The organism is Chryseobacterium sp. MYb264 (assembly GCF_035974275.1).
GTDB lineage: Bacteria > Bacteroidota > Bacteroidia > Flavobacteriales > Weeksellaceae > Chryseobacterium.
The window spans coordinates 3,410,091-3,429,590 of sequence record NZ_CP142422.1 but is presented as its reverse complement, the minus strand read 5'-3'; the positions used below and the strand labels follow the sequence as shown (position 1 = coordinate 3,429,590).

The window sequence follows — 19,500 nt, the reverse complement described above, 5'->3', positions numbered from 1 at the left end:
GAATTTAATTCCCTTATTTTGGGTATCGCTGGGTACCTCTATGTTTTTCTTTTTGGTATTTACAGAGCAGAAATCCCTAGAGAATTTTATGCTGACAGTACTAGTTTCCTTTATGTATTCTTTTTTTCTGGGACTTGGAAATGGTTTTTTGAACGAGTTTCTGAATAAAAAATTTCCCTGGTCTGAGGCAACTACTAAAAGAGCTGTTATAAGTATTATTTCAATATTAATTGCCAATATTATTCTGGTCTATTTCTGCAATTATGTAAACTTTGTACTTATTCAGCGAGGAGCAACCACTCAGGAATATTTTTCGGGGAAGTATAATTTTATCAACTGGTTTACGATTAATATTGCACTTTTAATCTCTGCTTTTCTCCATGCAAGAGGTTTCATGGAAGAACTGAAAAAGACGTCGAAAAAAGAAGTGGTAGAGCAGAAATTGATTGCGAAATCTGCCAATGCACAGTTTGAAAGTCTTAAAAATCAGCTGGATCCGCATTTTCTTTTTAATTCATTGAATGTTTTAAGTTCATTAATTGACGAAAATCCAAAACAGGCGCAGAAGTTTACGGCCTCAATGTCAAAGATTTACCGATATGTTTTGGAACAGAAAGATAAAGAATTGGTCACCGTTGAAGATGAACTCGAATTTGCTAAAACCTATTGTGATTTGCTTAAAACAAGATTTGAAGACAGTGTAGATTTTGTTTTTGATGTCAGAAAAGAAGATTTTCGGGAATTTGTGGTTCCGCTTTCATTGCAGTTGTTGTTAGAGAACTGTATCAAGCATAATTTTGCGACTTCTTCAAAGCCTTTAATGATTACAATTTATTCTGAAAATAATACACTTTGCATAGAGAATAATCTACAGGTTCGGGAGCAGATAAAAGAAAGCTCAGGAATTGGTTTGGCGAATATTGTTCAACGTTATGCGCTGCTTACGAAAAGGAATGTTTTCATTGAAAAATCTGAAGATTATTTTAAAGTAAAACTTCCGATATTAGAAAGTAAACCCAATATTGTCAGTATAAAAACTGAAGATCAGGATAAAGCATATGAGAGAGCTCAGAAAAGAGTAAAAGAAATCAAAAGTTTCTACGGAAACCTGATTTCTTATTGTGTAGTAATCCCTGCATTGATTATCATTAATCTTGCCACAAGCCCAAGAAATATCTGGTTTATTTTTCCAATGTTAGGCTGGGGAATTGGCTTAGCAGCGCACGGAATGAGTGTTTTTGCCATTGGGAAAAACTGGGAAGAAAGAAAAATCAGAGAAATATTAGAAAAACAAAACAGGCAATAAAAAATACATCAAGATGGAAAATACTAATGAAAACGAAATCCGCTACAAAGCAGCTGCGCGGAGAGTGAAAAAAATAAAGAGCTTTTATGTTTTTACTTTTGTTTATTTCGCTGTCAATCTTTTTATTCTTTATCTGAATTATTCAGGATTAAAAGGAGGAGAAAGTATTTGGCAGTTAAAATATTTCTCACTGCCTTTCTTTTGGGGAGTTGGTTTAATCTGCTACGGAATGAATGTTTTTTTCTCCGGATTTATTCTGGGTAACAATTGGGAAGAGAAAAAAATAAAAGAATTGATGGACAAAGAAAATAGGCAATAAAATATTGATCCTGATCGTAATAGGTCAGGTTTTTTTTTATTGATTTTTTAAATAATCGTTTACGTATTCTGTTTTCCTTTTATATTTGTTGACTGTATTAAATGAAGTTGTTTTTAATGATGATGTTTTACACAAATCGCAAAAACTAACACGCATGAATACTTTAGAAATCGTATACTATACGCTGATGATTTTCTGGTTTTGCTCAGAAATTTATTATTCTTTAAAGCTAAAAGCTGGAAAAACCGATCAAAAAGTGAAAATTCGAATGAATTTGACTAAAATTTGGATTCTTTTTACCTTTTGCTTCTTCACACCAATCTTTGTTGCTTATTATTCTTATTTACCCATTTTAAATTTTGAGTGGATTCATATTTTAGGCGTTTTATTTCTTATTTCAGGAATTATTTTAAGGCTTTCAGTCATCCGTTTTTTGGGTAAATATTTTACGGTGGAACTCGCCATTAAAAAAGATCATCAACTTATCAGACATGGCTTTTATGCGTTGGTAAGACATCCTTCTTACACAGGCGTTTTATTGGGTTTAATAGGTTCCGGTTTGTATCTGAATAACTGGATTTCTCTTCTTTTAGCGTTTACTCCAATGTTTTTGATGATTATTGACCGAATTAAAACGGAAGAAAATGCCCTGATTCAACAATTTGGGGATGAATATATTCAGTATAAAAAGCAGACGAAAAAGCTGATTCCGTTTGTGTTTTAAGCAAAATTATGATCAAGATACATCAATCTCATCCACAAAATACAATATATTTACCATTCGGTATCCATATTCTACGGTTCAGTAATATAAAATTGATTGGAGGGGTTTTCCTGACTTACATTTGTATCAACAAAAACAAACAACTCAATCTTAAAAATAAAAATTATGGAAACTTACATCAACAAAGAAGATCAGGCTTACAGAAAAGCAGCAAAGAGAGTAAAGGACATTAAAGGATTCTACGGAAATCTTACTTCTTATTGCCTGGTAATCCCGTTTTTGGTTATCTTAAATCTTTTGACTTCACCGGGACATTTATGGTTCTTCTGGCCCATGTTAGGATGGGGAATGGGATTGGCTGCGCACGGAATCAGTACTTTCGGAATTGGTAAAGACTGGGAAGAGAAAAAAATCAAACAACTGATGGAGGAGGAGAGAAGAAATACAAAATCAATTTAATTAAAAACTAACCTCATGGAAATTCTTCAAAACAATACAATGAACTATCTGGAAGCTCAGAAACAGGTAAAACAGATCAAAGGATTTTATATTCATTTAATAGTTTATGTGTGTGTAAATCTGTTTATTATCGGCTTACAGGCTGTGGATTTAGATCAAAATGAAAAATTCTGGAGTTGGGATTTATTGGAACTTCCTGCTCTATGGGGAGTTGGTGTAGCGATACATGGGATGAGTATTTTTTTACCGACTTTTCTATTCGGCAGAAATTGGGAAAGCAGAAAGATCAAGGAGCTGATGAATGAAGATCAAAGAAACTTCAAAAGGTAATTTGCCATGGAAAATAATCTACAAAAATTAAAATACAGACGGGCCAAAAGGAGGATGAAAGAAATAAAATACTTTTACTTCATGCTCTTTGGATGTGTTTTACTTTCACCCTATCTGATCTTTATTAATTTAACTAAAACGCCCGAATTTCATTGGTTTTGGTTTCCTTTATCAGGCTTTTCAGTCAGTCTTCTAAGCTATGCAATCTATGTTTTTACAGGAAGAAAATGGGAAAACCGCAAAATTCAGGAATTAATGGATCATGAATTTGGAGATTTAAAATCACTTTAATTAATTATCACTAATCTGTTAAAAATTAATACAATGAACTATTATCAGGCACAGGAAAGAGTACAGAGTCTAAAGAAATTTTACAAAAACCTTCTTTGGTTCGGAATCGTAGCTGCGATCATCTACGGAAGAGATATTTTCAGACATGGAAAAATTGATGTTTCTCTATTTCACGGATCTTTTATTTTAACGATTTGGGCAATTGTTTTAGTGGTGAAAGCCGTAAAATTATTCATCTTAAATTCGGGATGGGAAAATAGAATGATGAAAGAGGAAATGCAGAAATCAAAAGAACCGATTCAATTTTAAAAATTGATCAATTTTACTTAATTTTATTCGAAATTTAAACTAAAAATCAGGAATTCAATGATAAAAACTGTGATTATCGAAGACGAAAAACCGGCTTCAAGGAAATTGGAAAGAATGCTTAATGAATTTCCTGAAATAGAAGTGGTTGCGAAAATAGAATCGGTGGAAGAGGGCATACAGTGGTTCTCTGAAAATGAACATCCGCAGCTTATTTTTTCGGACATCGTGTTGGGTGACGGTTTATCATTTGATATTTTTGAAAAAGTGCCCAGCAAAGGTTTCATCATTTATACGACCGCTTTTGACCAGTATACTTTAAAAGCTTTTAAGCTGAACAGTATAGATTATCTTTTAAAACCCATTTTAGATGAAGATCTGGTGGGAGCGATTGAAAAATTCAAGTCTTTTTTGCCTTCAGATAATTCGGTGAGTTCGAAGGAAATTAAACAGTTGATTAAAAAAGATAAATCTACGCTTTCAAGAATTTTAGTTAAAATCGGGTATAATCTTAAAATTGTTCAGACACAGGAGGTAAGCTGTTTTTTCAGCGAAAACAAGATCGTTTATCTTCAGACTTCGGAAAGAACGTATCCTTCGGATTTTACGCTGGACGAGCTTGAAGATATCTTGGACGAGAAAAAGTTCTTCCGTGTGAATAGACAATTCATCATTAACTCAGATTATATTAAAAATATTCATACTTCTCCCAATTATAAAGTTGATCTTACCTTTCAGCCACAGGAAGACATCACAGTCAGCCGGGATCGTGTGAAAGATTTTAAAGATTGGTTGGTTTGCTAATTTGAATAAAGATGATAGAGAAAAGATAATAGACTTATAAAGTTCTCATCAATTATAAACTATCAACTAACAACTAACAACCAAATTACTTATAATCAATACGGTTAGCTTCTGTATCTTCAAGTTGTTTTAGAATAGATTTTGGAATTTCTTCGCTGTCGATCGGGAAACTTAAAGAATCGGGAATGAATGTTTTCCGGTCTGCTTTCTGAAAGATCTCGAAAAGAGCGATAGGCTCTTGATTAAAACTGATACATGTACTTATAAAATGCAACTCATGGAGCTTATATTCTGGATTTTTCAGCTTTTCCTTGATATCTTTTATCCTTGAAATAAAATGACGCTGGCGAATGAACGTATTGCTGTTCATGATGATAAAGACATAGTCGGAATAGGAAGTTACTTTCCCAAAATACTTATGACGGTCGCCACCGCTTCTTTCAATGAAATATTCGCCTGAAGTTTCAGATTTATAGATTTCCGTGGCCGAACGCCAAATGCGGTCTTCTTTCGCTTGTAAAGGATTCTCAGGAAGATTTCTGTTGTAGGAATACCAACAACCGACTAGCTTGTCGAGTAAATCCGTATTTTGTTTCACATTATTCATTTCAATTCTGAGATCATTAAAGTTAAATGATTCCGTATTCGAATTGATAAAATCGATGTAATTGGAATAGCCTAAAACTTTGACAATCAAGCTTAATTTTGCTAAATTGGGTTTACTTAAAACAGCATTTTCGTTTTGATAATACTTTTTTAATTTGTTGATAATCAAATGTTCATATAAATAATTGGAACCTAATACGTCGGGTTTTTTTTTTATGTTCTTTTCTGAATTGTCATTGATAATTAAATCATTAAGCTCTGCCACAATATATGACCATTCAGTTTTTGAGACATCTTCCCAATGGTTTTTCTTTAAAAAATGCATGCTTAAGAAATTCATCAACTTCTCTAAATGTAGAATATCTTCTTTTTTCATTGTATTTTAATTTTGTAAGACTAATTTAAGATTATTTTAAAACTAAAAAAGACTATTGCAAGACTTTTATATTCTAAAATCAAAAGATATTTGAGTAGAAACTAAAAGTTAAAACAATGGAAACAAAATTTTTAATACAAAATGATCCGCTTTGGAAAAGGCTTCAGGAATTTTCTTTAGATCAACCAAATGCCAATTTTCCTTTCTCAAAGAAATTAGCAAAAGAAGAAAACTGGACGGAAGAATTTACAGCAAAAGCAATAGAAGAGTATAAAAAATTCGTTTATCTCTGCTGTGTTTTACCCAACGGAGCTTCACCGAGCGAAATTGTAGATAAAGTCTGGCATATGCATCTTATCTACACGCAGAATTACTGGGAAGAGTTTTGCCCCAATATTTTACAGCAAAAACTTCATCATCATCCTTCAAACGGAGGCGAGAATGAAAACAAAAAACACAAAAACTGGTTTTCAGAAGCGCTTAGCAATTATGAAAAGATCTTTCAGCAAAAGCCGCCTCACGAAATTTGGTTAATTAAAAAAGAACAGCCAAAACGTAAAAAATTCTGGCTCAATAGTTTTAAAATTCTAGCAATCTTATCGGCATTCTTTATTTTAAGTTCCTGTTCAGATGGAATAGATAATTTATTGACTGTGATCTCAATAGCTGGACCTTTTATTTTCGTGATTGCATTTTTAATCTCCAAAATTTTCGGAGAAGATAATAATAAAGATCGCCATAAAAATGACAATGGCTCTTCCGGAAGTTGTGGCGGGAGCTCATCAAGTTGCAGCAGTTCATCTTGCGGAAGCAGTTGCGGTGGAGGTTGTGGAGGATGCGGCGGCGGAGATTAATTCAAAAATAGAAATTATGAAAAAGATACTCATTCACACCGTTCCGGTTTTGTTCAGTTTTCTATGGCTTATGGCAAACCATCATTCATTAAATCCGATTTCTTTAAAAGGGCCTTATTTTCTTTCCTTTTATTTAGTTCTTATTTTCGGATTTTATACTTCAATTTTCAGTTTAAAATACTTCAAAGAGCAATTTTCAAAAACTTCCATCTATTTTATGATGTTGATATTCATTTTAGGAATAATTAAGTGGACAAAGGGTTTCATTTTAGAAAAACCTATAGGTTATTTATCTGTAATACTTATTTTTGAAGCGATAGTTGCAGTTGTTTTTATCTTTAAAAATTCAGAAAAAAAATAAATATATCTGTTTAATAAAAGTTTCACAGAAATGAAATGTTAAATATTTATTAAAAATATAATATGATTATGAATGGCTTAATCTATAAATTGATTTAAAGTCATTAATTAAATTAAAAAAATAGCCATATTTAGACTGATTTTTAATATTTAAAGATAAAATTTCTTGAAAATATTCTTTTCTGTATTATTTTTAAATTGAACTAGTGCAAAATTTTTATTTGTGAATGTTTTTATATTTGCATCGAAAACACACACAATAAAAAATATAGACACAAATGATACGTTTAACAACGATGGCAATTTTTTTGTCAGTTTTTTCCTATGCTCAAAGTACTTATTCCATCAATGGTGTTGTAAAAGATAAGGATTCGGGCGAGCTTATCTCCGGAGCGGTAATCACTGTAAAAGAGGTTCCGGAAATCAGTATCAAAACCAATGAATATGGCTTCTATTCTCTTTCGTTACCGGAAAATGATTATACTTTGATCATTAATTACAGCAAACACCACGAAATTTCTAAAGAAGTTCACCTGGATGCCACCAAACGAATGGATTGGGATCTTTACAAGGACAATGAAACCACGATTAAGGAAGTTGTGATCAATAATAAAAAAAGATCCAACACGGTTTCTGCGAGAAATAAAATGGGAGCTGAAGTTTTGGATGTTCAGGGGCTTTCTAAAATTCCGATGCTTTTAGGTGAGCGTGATATTATCAAAACTATGCAGTTTTTACCGGGAATTACTTCAAGGGAAGGGAATTCCGGGTTTAGCGTAAGAGGAGGAAACGGCGATCAAAACCTTATTTTGCTGGATGAAGCGCCTGTGATCAATAATTCTCATTTATTAGGCTTTTTAAGCACGTTTAACAGCGATGTTTTGAAGGATGTAAGCATTTACAAAGGAAATATTCCGTCGCAATATGGCGGCAGACTTTCTTCTGTGGTGGATGTGAAAATGAAAGATGGTAACAATCAAAAATTTGGCGTGAACGGGGGAATCAGTACGATCGGTGCAAGAATGAGTGTGGAAGGGCCGATTCAAAAAGGAAAATCTTCATTTATTGTGTCTGCAAGACGTTCTTTTATGGAGCTTTATATGGGAGATAACCAAAATGAAGACGGTAGCGAGCAGAAAAAAACATCACAGGATAAGCTGTATTTCTATGATCTGAATGCAAAACTGAATTTTCAGATCAATAAAAACAATAGCATTTACTTATCCGGATACATGGGTCGAGATGTTATAAAGTTTGATAATGCTCAAAATAACTGGGGAAATAAAGTAGGTTCTTTAAGCTGGAACAGCATTATTTCAGATAAATTATTCTCAAAAACATCGTTGATTTTCAGTAATTATGATTACAGAATTTCGTTGGATGCGCCGACAGTTAAATTTGATGTTAATCCTAACATCAAAGATTTAATGCTGAAACAGGATTTCACGCATTTTATTAATCCAAAACATTCTTTAAAATACGGATTCCAGATTTCTAACTATTATTTTGATACCAAAAATATTTCTAAAGATATAGAATCTCCGTTCCTGAATACATCTAGATCGATGTGGGAAAATGCGGTTTATATTAATGATGATTATAAGATTACGGACAAATTATCAGTTAATTACGGATTGAGAGCATCGGCCTATCAATCTAAAAGTAAAGGTAAAGAGAAGTTTCAGGAAATCGGGAAAACGAATGTGTTTATCGAGCCTCGTGTAATGGCAACTTATGAACTTAATAATTCTAACAGTTTTAATGCAAGTTATAGCAGAAATTCGCAGGGAATTCAGACGTTAAGCTCCGGCGATGGGACTCAGCTGAATGATATTTGGATCAATCTGGCTAAACCTCAGGTTTCGGATCAGGTAAATTTGGGCTATGTAAAGAAATTTAAAAAAGGGTATGAGCTAAGTGCAGATGTGTATTATCGTAAAATGAAAAACATTGCAGATTATAAAGATGGAGTAGATGTAAATAATGCTCTTTATGAGGCCGATTTTCAGGATAATTTGTTATTTGGCGGAATTGGTAGAGCGTATGGTTTAGAATTTATGGCAAAAAAAACAAGTGGTAAATTCACCGGATGGCTGGCGTATAGTTTGTCTAAATCTGAAAGAAAAATCAACGGAATTAATAACGGAGATTGGTATAATTCTACGTTTGATAAAACACATAACCTTTCTATTGTAACTAATTACGAATTAAGTCCAAGATGGACGCTTTCCGGAGCTTTTGTTTACGCTACAGGAAATGCAGCTACTTTTCCTATTGCCAAATACAATCTTGACGGGCAAACCATGCTTGAGTATGGTGAAAGAAACAGCAGTCGTATGCCGGCGTATCACAGATTGGATCTGAATGCGACTTATGAATTTAAAAATACAGGAAGATTCAAAGCGGCACTTACTTTCGGGATATACAACGTTTATGGAAGATCTAATCCTTATATGCTGAATTTTGAAGCTGATCAAAAAAATCCTGGAAAGATAAATGTGGTACAAGAAGTTCTTTTCAGATCACTACCAAGTATTGGGCTTAATTTTAAATTTTAAAATAATAAATGATGATAAATAAAAGAATATTAGTAAGTTGTGCTTTATTTATGCTTCTTTTCAGCTGCAGTATTGATGATGGCGGAGGAGTAGATATTCCGTTAAAAGATGGAAGTGGCAAAGTGGTGATTGAAGGATATGTAACGGATGAAGATGGGCCTTATGAAATAAGAGTATCAAAATCATTAGGAATCACCAACGGAAGTAATGATTATCCGGTCATTACGAATGCAAAAGTTGTACTTACAGACAATCATGGTCAAACTGAAACGCTTGTATATGATGCAACGGAAAAAGTATATACAACCACCAATTTTCATACTAAAGAAGGAGATACTTACACACTTTCGGTTACTGTTGATGGGAAAGAATATAAAGCAACCAGTACAATGCCAAAATTAGTAGAAATTGATAATGTGGAACAGGAAAAAGATCCTGTAACAGAAGGTAATATACTTGTATCCGTAGGGTTTACAGATCCTTCCACATTAGGTAACCGATATGTGTTCAGAAGCCAAGTTGGATCTAAAGGTAAAGCTGTATATAATGTTTTCTCGGATCAATTAGATAATGGTGAAGAACTTTCATTTTCTTTATTAAGTAATTATTTCTTAAAGAAAAACGATACTGTGGTTGTAGAGATGAGGTCTGTAGATACACCGATTTTTGATTATTTCAGAGTTTTACCCAATTCAAGTGCAGATAATCCTGATGGTATTTCAATTCCGGCAAATCCGGTAAGTAATATCAGTAATGGGGCATTAGGGTATTTTTCTGCTCATTCGGTATCTACTGGTTATATTATCATTCAATAATAATTTGGTGAGTAGAGTATACTCATTCATCCAGATATTTTATATAGTTAAATTTTTTTAAGTAGCCTGATATTACAGTCATATCAGGCATTTTTTATTTAAACTGATGCTTTAATCAGATTGAGCTATTTAATTATAAATAAGTCTTAAAAATTCTGATTAAGTTATTTCTTTTCTTTGTCGATTTTCGGCCCGTATTTTTCAACAGCAATATAAGTGAGTGCTACCAAAACAAAGCTCAAAATAAGATGAGAATTTTCAGGATGAACGATCGCCTGATAGAGGTTATATCCAAAAACTGCTGATACCACAGCGATTAAAATCTGGTTGGCAAAAGCATACTGGTTTTTTAAAGTCGTTTTCATAATGATATTTTTTAAATTGTTATTTATCAGGTAAGTATCACAATTCAAAATATGTTACAGAAAACTTTATCTTTTGAATAGAAAAGTCCGAAACACATGCCCGGACTCTATTCGTTTATCTTCTGAAAGGTTTGCTCATCGCTACTTTTTTGTCTTTATCAAAACCATGTCTTTGATATTGTACATATTGTTCTTTAGAAAGAATTCTTCTGATTCTTGCATCATATTCTCTTGCAGACAAACGTTCTCTCGAAAGATCGCTGATTTTTCTTTCCTGCTTAGCCGTTAACCTCAACCCTGAAAAACCTTTATCATTTTGTTGGTGAAACTCTTGTTTTTCGTTTCTAAAACCTTCTTTTCTTCCTTGTTGTGCATTGGCAGTGAATGCGAAAAATATACTTAAAGCCAAAACTAATTTTTTCATAATAATTAAATTTTAAATTGATATTCTGTTTCGTTGTTCTTGCTTTAGAATAAACAATTGATATGCCTTAAAGCGCCATAAACAATGGATTATAGAAGTATAAGCCATTTTTATAGATGAATGATAAAATTTAATCGACTAATCGTAAATTAAGTTTTTTAAAGGCTAATTTTGATTAGATTGAAAGGTTTCAATTTATTTTTTATTTGAAGCTATTTCCCGCTTTCGCTACTCGCTTTTTCAAGTTTGGGCTCGGCGGCGAAGCCGCCGAGCCCAAACTTGAAAAGAGCTCAAACATACCGCTCAATGGGCTAGGAATTGAGGATGGTCATAAAAAAACGTCATAAGTTTCAAAAACCTATGACGTTTAAATCTATAAAATTTGTCATTTCTGATGACAAAATAATTCATACTAATCAAAAAACTATGCAATCACGCCGCTTCCCAATAATTCTTCACCATCGTACCACGAAGCAAACTGACCTTCTGCAATCGCAGATTGTGGATTTTCAAATTCTACATAAAAAGCATCTTCAAACTGATACAAAGTCGCTTTCTGCAAAGGCTGTCTGTATCTGAATCTTGCCATTACATCCATCGATTCGCCGTTTTTCAACCTAAGATCTTCACGAACCCAATGCAATTCAGAATTATCAATTTTCAAGGCTCTTTTCAGCAATCCAGGAAACTGATGACCTTCTCCTACGAAAAGAATATTGTTTTCCATGTCTCTGGAGATGATAAAACAGCTTTCTTTATGTCCGCCGATTCCTAATCCCTTACTTTGACCGATCGTGAAAAACTGGGCGCCCTGATGCTTTCCGATTACTTTTCCGTCCGTTTTTTTATAATTGATTTTCTGACTTAAAAATTCTAGTTCTTCCTGTTTTGAAGAAAATTCAGGCGTTTCTTGAGCAAAAAGTGGAGAATCTTTAAAAATTTCTACAATTTCACCTTCTTTCGGAACCAATTGCTGTTGTAAAAACTGAGGCAAACTCACTTTTCCGATAAAACACAATCCCTGAGAATCTTTTTTATCAGCCGTTACCAATCCGATTTCCTTTGCAATCTCTCTTACCTGAGGTTTTGTTAATTCTCCAATCGGAAATAAAGCTTTAGACAATTGATCCTGGCTTAATTGACATAAGAAATATGACTGATCTTTATTATTATCTTTTCCAGCCAAAAGATGGAAAATTTCTTTACCATTTTCATCAATCGTTGAATCTACTCTTGCATAATGTCCGGTTGCCACTTTATCCGCACCCAAAGACATCGCCGTCTTCATAAAAACATCGAATTTTACTTCTCTGTTGCACAAAACATCAGGATTGGGAGTTCTTCCTTTCTGATATTCATCGAACATATAATCAACGATTCTTTCTTTGTAAAGATCACTCATGTCGATTACCTGAAACGGAATTCCAAGCTTTTGAGCAACCATTAAGGCATCATTACTGTCTTCAATCCAAGGGCATTCGTCTTCCAACGTTACCGAAGCATCATTCCAGTTTCTCATAAACAAAGCCACTACTTCATGACCTTGTTGCTGCAACAAATAGGCTGTTACACTCGAGTCTACACCTCCTGAGAGGCCTACTACTACTTTCATTGTATTTCAATTTTACGAAACTCTTAACGGGAGTTCTTAGTTTGACGCCGCAAAAATACAACTAAATAAATTCGCAAAAAAATCATAATTTTAAACATCGACAAAAACAATATTAATATGAAAAAACTTATTATCCCTTTATTTTTACTGGTTTCAGGATTTGTATTTTCTCAAGTCTCGGTAAGCGCACCACAACAAAATGCGAATCGCTGGACTTTCGGTGGCGGCATCGGATTAGGTTTTGGAAGCAATAGCTCTTTTAATTTATCTGCTTCACCAAGAGTGGGTTATATGCTTACTAATGATTTGGAAGGTGGCGTTACGGGAAGTGTTTCGTGGCAAACCTCAGATTTTTACCGATCAACAATGTTTGGAGTGGGACCGTTTGTGAATTATTATATTGCTCGAATGTTCTATGTAGGAGCCAATTACCAGCATTATTTTATCAATTATAAAGATAAATATTACGATTACAGAATGAATACCGAGGAAAATGCTCTCTATCTTGGCGGAGGTTATATGCAGAGAATCGGGAATAATTCTTTCATGCAACTCGGATTAATGTATAATGTGCTTTGGAAAGAAGATTCAAGTATATTTTCAAGTGGCTTGATTCCGAATATCGGGTTTGTTGTAGGACTTTAATTTTGATATGCCATAAATTCACTAATATTTAAAAATATTATGTTTAAAGATTGGTGAATTCGTGGTAAAAAATAATTACTAAAAACAAAAAAAGCATCGAGAAAGTTCCCGATGCTTTTTCAGTATGATTAAACTATTTATTTATGATTGAGAAGATTTCTCAGCTGCTGATTTCTTAGGCTTTGAAGTTTTTCCTGCCAAAGCATCTTTTGCTTCATTCAGATCAAGAACTACCGTTTCTCCTTCATTTAATTGCTTGTTTACCAGCATTTCCGCCAATAAATCTTCAATATATTTCTGGATCGCTCTTTTCAGTGGTCTTGCTCCGAAGTCTTTGTCCCATCCTTTTTCAGAAATAAAGTCTTTAGCTTCATCAGTTAAATCAACTTTATAACCTAATTTTTCAAGTCTGCTGTAAAGTTTATTCAATTCAAGATCAATGATTTTCTTGATATCTTCTTTTTCAAGAGAGTTGAAGATCACAATATCATCAATTCTGTTTAAGAATTCTGGTGAGAATGCTTTTTTCAGTGCATTTTCAATCGTGCTTCTCGCTCTGGAATCCGTAGTTGTTTTCTTCGCAGAAGTTCCGAATCCTACGCCGTCTCCAAAATCTTTAAGATCTCTCGTACCGATATTTGAAGTAAGGATAATGATTGTATTTCTAAAATCAATTTTTCTTCCCAAACTGTCTGTAACGTGCCCTTCATCCAAGATCTGCAATAAGATATTGAATACATCAGGGTGAGCTTTTTCAATCTCATCCAAAAGAACAACTGAATATGGTTTTCTTCTTACAGCTTCCGTTAATTGTCCACCTTCCTCGTATCCAACGTATCCCGGAGGCGCTCCAACTAATCTTGAAACTGCGAATTTCTCCATATATTCACTCATATCGATTCTGATTAAAGATTCATCAGATTCGAAAAGTTCTCTTGCCATTACTTTAGCCAGCTCCGTTTTACCAACTCCGGTTGTTCCTAAGAAAATAAACGTACCAATCGGACGGTTCGGATCTTTAAGACCCGCTCTGTTTCTTTGAATTGCCTTAACAACTTTTTTCACAGCGTCTTCCTGACCGATTACTTTTCCGTTCAGGTTATTATCCATTCCGGCTAGTTTATCAAGTTCGTTTTTGCCAACTTTCGTTACAGGAACACCACTCATCATAGAAACTACTTCTGCTACATTCTCTTCAGAAACGGTTTCTTTTTTCTCCTTCACATCTTTGTCCCATTTATCCTGAGCAGAATTTAACTCCATCTGAAGTCTTTCCTCTTCATCTTTCAGTTTTCTTGCTTCAAGATAATCCTGAGCTTTTACTGCTTTTTGTTTCAATTCCTTGATATCTTCGATTTTCTTTTCAAAATCAATGATTTCAGTAGGAACTTTCATGTTTTTAATATAAACACGAGATCCGGCTTCATCCATCGCGTCAATCGCTTTGTCTGGTAAGAAACGGTCTGTAATATATCTTGATGTCAAATTGACACACGCTGCAATCGCTTCAGGAGTATAAATTACATTGTGGTGCTCTTCATACTTATCTTTGATTTGATTTAAGATCTGAATCGTTTCGTCGATAGAAGTCGGTTCCACCATTACTTTCTGGAATCTTCTTTCCAAAGCACCATCTTTCTCGATGTACTGACGGTATTCATCCAAAGTAGTAGCCCCGATGCATTGAATTTCACCTCTGGCCAAAGCAGGTTTAAACATATTCGAAGCATCTAAACTTCCTGTTGAACTTCCTGCACCAACAATGGTATGAAGCTCATCAATAAATAAGATGACATCTCTGTTTTTCTCCAGCTCGGTCATAATTGCTTTCATTCTTTCCTCAAACTGACCACGGTATTTTGTTCCGGCAACTAAACTTGCCAAATCCAAAGTGATCACACGTTTTCCGTAAAGAACTCTAGACACTTTTTTCTGTTGAATTCTTAATGCCAAACCTTCCGCAATCGCAGATTTACCAACTCCCGGCTCCCCGATAAGAAGCGGATTGTTTTTCTTTCTACGCGATAAGATTTGTGAAACTCTTTCAATTTCTTTCTCACGGCCGATTACAGGGTCTAATTTCCCGTCTCTAGCCAAAGAAGTTAAGTCTCTACCAAAGTTATCCAAAGTTGGCGTTTTACTTTTAGCAGAACCTAAATTTCCTGTAGGCTTTCTCATTTGCTCAAATTCCTCTCTTTCGTCGTCATCATCGTAAGCACTCATCTGTGGTGCTTCTCCTGAGTTTTTAAGCATCGTCTGGTACTCTCTTGAAACTCCTTCATAATCGATGTCGTAAGCTCCTAAGATATTTGAAGTAGGATCCTCATATTTATAAAGAATGCCTAAAAGCAAATGAACGGTATTAATCTCATTACTTTTATATTGTCTGCATTCTAACTCTGCACGCTTGATGGAATGATCTGCCATCTTCGTGAAAGAAATATTGGTAACCTCCTCAGAAATAGGATTAAGACTTGCTGTATTTAAAGTTTCAATTTTTCTTCTGATTTGTGTTAAATCCGCATTAAGGTTTTGAAGGATTTCTTTTGCAGAGTTTTCTGTTTTTATAATACCTAAAAGTAGATGTTCTGTATTAAGAAATTCACTTTTGAGCCTTTTTGCTTCGCTCTTGCTTTGTTTGAACACCTGGCTCAAACCTTGTGAAAACTTATAATCCATAATATATCTCATTAGAATAAAAGCAACATTGCCATTTATTCATTATCTAAATTACAAATATTTTACCAAAAATCAATAAATGACTTTATGGCAGAAAAAATTTTATTATCTTATTGAAAATGATTAAGTTTGTGATCCTCAAATTTTTTCTCATGAATCCCGAAATTGCTACTTATATCGGATATTCCGCTTCACTTTTCATCGTGCTGAGTTTCATATTGAAAGATATCAGAAAAATCAGAATTGTCAACATGATTGGTTGTATCTGTTTTGTCATCTATGGTATCTTCAGCGGAATGCTTTGGCCGGTAATTATCCCGAACGGATTAATTTGCTTTATCCAAATTTACCATCTTTTGGTGGCTAAAAAGAAATAATGCAAAGAAAAAAAATTATTACCTCTGCTTTCAGCAATTTATACACAGACCAGCGTATAGAAAAGGTTTGCAGAACGTTACATGAAAATGGCTACGAGATCGATCTCATCGGAAACGACTGGAATGGAGCCGAAGAAATGTCGCGACCGTATTCTTTTTCCAGGATTAAATTAATTTCCAAGAGTTTAAAAACTGCTTATTTCGAATTCAATTGGAAATTATACCATGAATTAAAGAAAAGAGCGGATGAAAATACCATTCTTCACGCAAATGATGTGGATGCTTTGCTTCCGAATTATTTAATTGCTAAAAAGCTGAATATTCCGCTAGTTTTCGATAGTCACGAAATTTTTTCGGAAATGCCTGCGATTCAGGGCAAAATGTCACAAAAATTATGGCGTTACCTTGAAAAAAAGCTCATTCCTGACATGAAATTCATGATTACGGCCAGTGGAAGCTATGCAAAATGGTTCAAAAAAAATTATCATGTAGATCCAATAGTAATTCAAAATGCACCTCGCAGATTTGAATTCGATCATGAAATTCAGGAAAATAATCCTAAAATTCTTTTATATCAAGGAGCAATTAATCCTTTTCGGGGGATTGATAAGGCTATTTTAGCGATGAAACATTTAGATAATGTCATATTTAAAATTGCCGGATTTGGTCCTAAAAAAGAGGAATATCAGGAATTGGTTATTCAGGAAAATCTTCAGGATAAAGTTCAGTTTATAGGAAAATTTAAACCTGAAAATTTACGAGATATCACCATTGCTGCCGATTGCGGAATGAGCATTGAAGAGAATGGGGGAGAAAGCTATTTTTATTCTTTGCCCAATAAGGTTTTGGATTGTATCCAGGCAAGAGTTCCTTTAATTTTATCTGGTCTTCCGGAATTACAGCATATCAAAGATCAGTTTGATGTGGGGGAGATCATTAAAGATCATGAGCCGGAAAGTATTGCTGCGGCGATACAAAAGGTTTTAGATAAAGGAAGAATAAATTATCAGTCTGAATTGGAAAAAGCAGCCAATACACTTTGCTGGGAAAATGAGGAAGTGAAACTGCTGCAGGTTTTTGAGCAAGCGGCAATGTCATTTTAAGCATGTAAAATGAATAACCTGAACATCTCAGCTTTCTTTTTTATTCTATTAATTATCACATCTTGTTCTAATAAAACAAAGGTTGATGCTCAAAATAATGTTTCGGAAATTCAATCTTCAATAAAATATTTTTCAGATAGTTTACTGATGGCTAATAATGATATTTTAGAAGATTATTTGGAAAAGTATCAATCTGAAAAGTGTGGAAATCAAAATTATACAAATAAGCAGCTGAAAGATAATTTTAAGGGAATAAAAATCATTAAGAATATCAGAAATAATGCTCAGCAAGATACTGTTTTTGTTGTTCCTTCATTTAATTATTGTGATGACGGTGAGTCTTATGTTTTTTATGACAAGTCTATTCCTCGGCTTTTAACAGATTCTTATTGCTGTAATCCTGATAATTTGTTTGTAATTGATGATATTAATGAAGATGGAATTAATGAAATTGGTATTTATTATTCAAGTTGTGTAAGCAGATATAAATCCTTGAGAATATTTAGTTTAAAACAAAATTATTGGCATGAAATTGCAAGATCTATGTTCGATATTAATACTCAGGATCCAGATAAAGTAGAATTCGGCGATTTAGTACTAAAAATAGAAAAGAATCAATTTAAGATCTGCAACTTTGAAGATGGAAAAACGGAATGGAAAATCGTAATAATGAAGTAAATGAAGCCGAAAATATTTCAACTCATTATTAAAAAAGAAAAATTTCTAATTTAGTATCTTTGCACAAAGAAAGTATAGAAATGACCATTAAAGAAAAACAGCAGGAAATTATCGACGAATTTGCGTTTCTTGACGATTGGGAGCAGAAATATGAATATATTATCGACCTTGGAAAAGAGCTGAAAGGCCTTGCGGAAGATAAAAAAAACGATGAAAACCTGATCAAAGGATGCCAAAGCAAAGTTTGGATTGATGCTGAATTTAAAGATGGAAAATTATTTTTTGATGCAGATTCTGACGGTATTTTGCCAAAGGGAATTGTTTCTCTTTTGGTAAGCATTTACAGCGGACATTCTACTCAGGAAATTTTAGATTCTGATTTCGAATTTATTGCCGAAATCGGATTGCAGGAGTTTCTTTCTCCTTCCAGAGCCAACGGTTTGATGGCGATGACAAAGCAAATTAAATTTTACGCAGTTGCTTATCAACTGAAGTCTTAGTCGTGACCAGAATTTTAGCATATCGATTTTCCGCTTTTGGCGATGTCGCAATGACAGCACCTGTATTTCGTGAATTTTTGGAGCAAAATCCTGATGTGGAAATTATTATGGTTTCCCGTAGTAATTTTGAGGATTTATTCGCAGATATTCCGAATGTTATATTTAAAGGAATCAACCTTGATGATTATAAAGGGTTTTTTGGATTAAGAAGATTATCCAACGAGTTGGTGAAAGAATTTAATCCGGATCTTATTGCGAATCTTCATGATGTAATCCGTACCAAAATTTTAGACAAAATTTACAGACGAAAAGGTTTAAAAGTCTTTAAAATAGATAAAGGAAAGGAAGAAAAGGAAAGGCTTACGGATATCTGGAATCTGGATAAAGTTCAGTTGAAAAAAACAGTTGAAAGATATGCCGATGTTTTTCGCGAAATGGGTTTTAAAGTAGAGCTTTCTCATCAGCTAAGACCAAAATCAGGTGAAAAATCCGGAATTGGGTTTGCACCTTTTGCACAGCATACAGGAAAAATGTATCCTTTAGAGAAATCTTATGAACTTGCTCGGGGTTTAGCTAAAAAATATCCAGTATATTTTTTTGGAGGCGGAAAAAAAGAAACTGAAACTCTTGAAAAGTGGGAGAGTGAGATTCCTAATACTAAAAGTTTATCTGGAAAATTAAGCTTAAGCGAAGAGCTTCAGAAAATTTCTGAACTTGAGCTTATGATTTCTATGGATTCTGCAAATATGCACCTTGCAAGCCTTGTGGGAACTAGATGTATTTCTATTTGGGGATCTACTCATCCTTATGCGGGTTTCTTAGGTTTCGGGCAAAGCGAAGAGGATGTTATTCAGGTAAAGGATCTTACTTGTAGGCCTTGTTCTGTTTTTGGTGACAAAGAGTGTTATCGGGGCGATTGGGCTTGTCTGGAAGAGCTAAGTGTACAGAAAATTATTGAAAAGATTTTATAGTTAAATTCCTCTCTATTTGAGAGGTTTTTTTATTTTCA

At 33.8% G+C, this 19,500-nt stretch carries 23 protein-coding genes; 18 read left to right on the top strand and 5 right to left on the bottom strand.

Annotated features, from left to right (window positions below):
- Nucleotides 1–88: 88 nt before the first annotated feature.
- The 8 genes from VUJ46_RS14885 to VUJ46_RS14850 all read left to right on the top strand — a co-directional run bounded on the left by VUJ46_RS14885 (nucleotide 89) and on the right by VUJ46_RS14850 (nucleotide 4,539).
- Nucleotides 89–1,306, top strand: coding sequence for a 2TM domain-containing protein (locus VUJ46_RS14885; RefSeq protein WP_442784934.1), 1,218 nt, complete (start codon nucleotides 89–91; stop codon nucleotides 1,304–1,306).
- Between the two features lie 13 nt (nucleotides 1,307–1,319).
- Complete coding sequence (locus VUJ46_RS14880; RefSeq protein ID WP_326981520.1) at nucleotides 1,320–1,625, top strand: 2TM domain-containing protein; 306 nt, start codon at nucleotides 1,320–1,322, stop codon at nucleotides 1,623–1,625.
- Between the two features lie 154 nt (nucleotides 1,626–1,779).
- Nucleotides 1,780–2,349 carry a methyltransferase family protein gene (locus VUJ46_RS14875; RefSeq protein ID WP_326981519.1) on the top strand — a complete coding sequence of 190 codons (570 nt, stop codon included), beginning with the start codon at nucleotides 1,780–1,782 and terminating at the stop codon, nucleotides 2,347–2,349.
- A gap of 165 nt (nucleotides 2,350–2,514) precedes the next feature.
- Nucleotides 2,515–2,808 (top strand): 2TM domain-containing protein, encoded by a 294-nt coding sequence (locus tag VUJ46_RS14870; RefSeq protein WP_326981518.1) that lies wholly within the window; start codon nucleotides 2,515–2,517, stop codon nucleotides 2,806–2,808.
- A 15-nt stretch (nucleotides 2,809–2,823) separates the two neighbouring features.
- A complete protein-coding gene (locus tag VUJ46_RS14865) occupies nucleotides 2,824–3,138 on the top strand; it encodes a 2TM domain-containing protein (RefSeq protein ID WP_326981517.1) in 315 nt (104 codons plus the stop codon).
- Between the two features lie 6 nt (nucleotides 3,139–3,144).
- Nucleotides 3,145–3,429: a 2TM domain-containing protein gene (locus VUJ46_RS14860; RefSeq protein ID WP_326981516.1), complete on the top strand. Its 285-nt coding sequence runs from the start codon at nucleotides 3,145–3,147 to the stop codon at nucleotides 3,427–3,429.
- 33 nt (nucleotides 3,430–3,462) lie between these two features.
- Complete coding sequence (locus VUJ46_RS14855) at nucleotides 3,463–3,738, top strand: 2TM domain-containing protein (protein WP_326981515.1); 276 nt, start codon at nucleotides 3,463–3,465, stop codon at nucleotides 3,736–3,738.
- 57 nt (nucleotides 3,739–3,795) lie between these two features.
- Complete coding sequence (locus VUJ46_RS14850) at nucleotides 3,796–4,539, top strand: LytR/AlgR family response regulator transcription factor (protein ID WP_326981514.1); 744 nt, start codon at nucleotides 3,796–3,798, stop codon at nucleotides 4,537–4,539.
- Between the two features lie 85 nt (nucleotides 4,540–4,624).
- On the opposite strand, the gene VUJ46_RS14845 is transcribed toward VUJ46_RS14850, so the two are convergent.
- Complete coding sequence (locus VUJ46_RS14845; protein WP_326981513.1) at nucleotides 4,625–5,521, bottom strand: hypothetical protein; 897 nt, start codon at nucleotides 5,519–5,521, stop codon at nucleotides 4,625–4,627.
- Between the two features lie 116 nt (nucleotides 5,522–5,637).
- Here VUJ46_RS14845 and VUJ46_RS14840 point away from each other — a divergent pair, with 116 nt between their 5' ends.
- From VUJ46_RS14840 to VUJ46_RS14825, 4 genes are all read left to right on the top strand, one after another.
- The gene (locus VUJ46_RS14840) at nucleotides 5,638–6,375 is read left to right on the top strand and encodes a glycine-rich domain-containing protein (RefSeq protein WP_326981512.1); all 738 of its coding nucleotides are present in this window, start codon (nucleotides 5,638–5,640) and stop codon (nucleotides 6,373–6,375) included.
- 16 nt (nucleotides 6,376–6,391) lie between these two features.
- On the top strand, nucleotides 6,392–6,736 hold the full coding sequence (locus tag VUJ46_RS14835) for a hypothetical protein (protein ID WP_326981511.1): 345 nt from the start codon (nucleotides 6,392–6,394) through the stop codon (nucleotides 6,734–6,736).
- A gap of 277 nt (nucleotides 6,737–7,013) precedes the next feature.
- Nucleotides 7,014–9,293, top strand: a complete 2,280-nt coding sequence (locus VUJ46_RS14830; RefSeq protein WP_326981510.1) for a TonB-dependent receptor — start codon at nucleotides 7,014–7,016, stop codon at nucleotides 9,291–9,293.
- A gap of 8 nt (nucleotides 9,294–9,301) precedes the next feature.
- On the top strand, nucleotides 9,302–10,108 hold the full coding sequence (locus tag VUJ46_RS14825) for a DUF4249 domain-containing protein (RefSeq protein WP_326981509.1): 807 nt from the start codon (nucleotides 9,302–9,304) through the stop codon (nucleotides 10,106–10,108).
- Nucleotides 10,109–10,272: 164 nt separating this feature from the next.
- On the opposite strand, the gene VUJ46_RS14820 is transcribed toward VUJ46_RS14825, so the two are convergent.
- The 3 genes from VUJ46_RS14820 to mnmA all read right to left on the bottom strand — a co-directional run bounded on the left by VUJ46_RS14820 (nucleotide 10,273) and on the right by mnmA (nucleotide 12,509).
- Nucleotides 10,273–10,473 (bottom strand): hypothetical protein, encoded by a 201-nt coding sequence (locus VUJ46_RS14820; protein ID WP_326981508.1) that lies wholly within the window; start codon nucleotides 10,471–10,473, stop codon nucleotides 10,273–10,275.
- A 115-nt stretch (nucleotides 10,474–10,588) separates the two neighbouring features.
- Nucleotides 10,589–10,897, bottom strand: a complete 309-nt coding sequence (locus VUJ46_RS14815) for a hypothetical protein (protein WP_326981507.1) — start codon at nucleotides 10,895–10,897, stop codon at nucleotides 10,589–10,591.
- A gap of 424 nt (nucleotides 10,898–11,321) precedes the next feature.
- Nucleotides 11,322–12,509: a tRNA 2-thiouridine(34) synthase MnmA gene (gene mnmA / locus VUJ46_RS14810; protein ID WP_326981506.1), complete on the bottom strand. Its 1,188-nt coding sequence runs from the start codon at nucleotides 12,507–12,509 to the stop codon at nucleotides 11,322–11,324.
- Nucleotides 12,510–12,626: 117 nt separating this feature from the next.
- On the opposite strand from mnmA, the gene VUJ46_RS14805 reads away from it, so the two are divergent.
- Nucleotides 12,627–13,154 (top strand): hypothetical protein, encoded by a 528-nt coding sequence (locus VUJ46_RS14805; protein WP_326981505.1) that lies wholly within the window; start codon nucleotides 12,627–12,629, stop codon nucleotides 13,152–13,154.
- Between the two features lie 141 nt (nucleotides 13,155–13,295).
- Here VUJ46_RS14805 and VUJ46_RS14800 read toward each other — a convergent pair whose 3' ends face one another.
- On the bottom strand, nucleotides 13,296–15,833 hold the full coding sequence (locus VUJ46_RS14800) for an ATP-dependent Clp protease ATP-binding subunit (RefSeq protein WP_326981504.1): 2,538 nt from the start codon (nucleotides 15,831–15,833) through the stop codon (nucleotides 13,296–13,298).
- A 152-nt stretch (nucleotides 15,834–15,985) separates the two neighbouring features.
- On the opposite strand from VUJ46_RS14800, the gene VUJ46_RS14795 reads away from it, so the two are divergent.
- The 5 genes from VUJ46_RS14795 to VUJ46_RS14775 all read left to right on the top strand — a co-directional run bounded on the left by VUJ46_RS14795 (nucleotide 15,986) and on the right by VUJ46_RS14775 (nucleotide 19,462).
- Nucleotides 15,986–16,210 (top strand): uroporphyrinogen decarboxylase, encoded by a 225-nt coding sequence (locus VUJ46_RS14795; protein ID WP_326981503.1) that lies wholly within the window; start codon nucleotides 15,986–15,988, stop codon nucleotides 16,208–16,210.
- Nucleotides 16,210–17,313, top strand: a complete 1,104-nt coding sequence (locus VUJ46_RS14790; RefSeq protein WP_326981502.1) for a glycosyltransferase — start codon at nucleotides 16,210–16,212, stop codon at nucleotides 17,311–17,313. Before VUJ46_RS14795 ends, VUJ46_RS14790 begins: the two co-directional genes overlap by 1 nt.
- A 9-nt stretch (nucleotides 17,314–17,322) precedes the next feature.
- On the top strand, nucleotides 17,323–17,991 hold the full coding sequence (locus tag VUJ46_RS14785; protein ID WP_326981501.1) for a hypothetical protein: 669 nt from the start codon (nucleotides 17,323–17,325) through the stop codon (nucleotides 17,989–17,991).
- A gap of 80 nt (nucleotides 17,992–18,071) precedes the next feature.
- The gene (locus VUJ46_RS14780; protein ID WP_326981500.1) at nucleotides 18,072–18,491 is read left to right on the top strand and encodes a SufE family protein; all 420 of its coding nucleotides are present in this window, start codon (nucleotides 18,072–18,074) and stop codon (nucleotides 18,489–18,491) included.
- Nucleotides 18,492–18,493: 2 nt separating this feature from the next.
- On the top strand, nucleotides 18,494–19,462 hold the full coding sequence (locus VUJ46_RS14775; protein ID WP_326981499.1) for a glycosyltransferase family 9 protein: 969 nt from the start codon (nucleotides 18,494–18,496) through the stop codon (nucleotides 19,460–19,462).
- The last annotated feature ends 38 nt before the right edge of the window (nucleotides 19,463–19,500 follow it).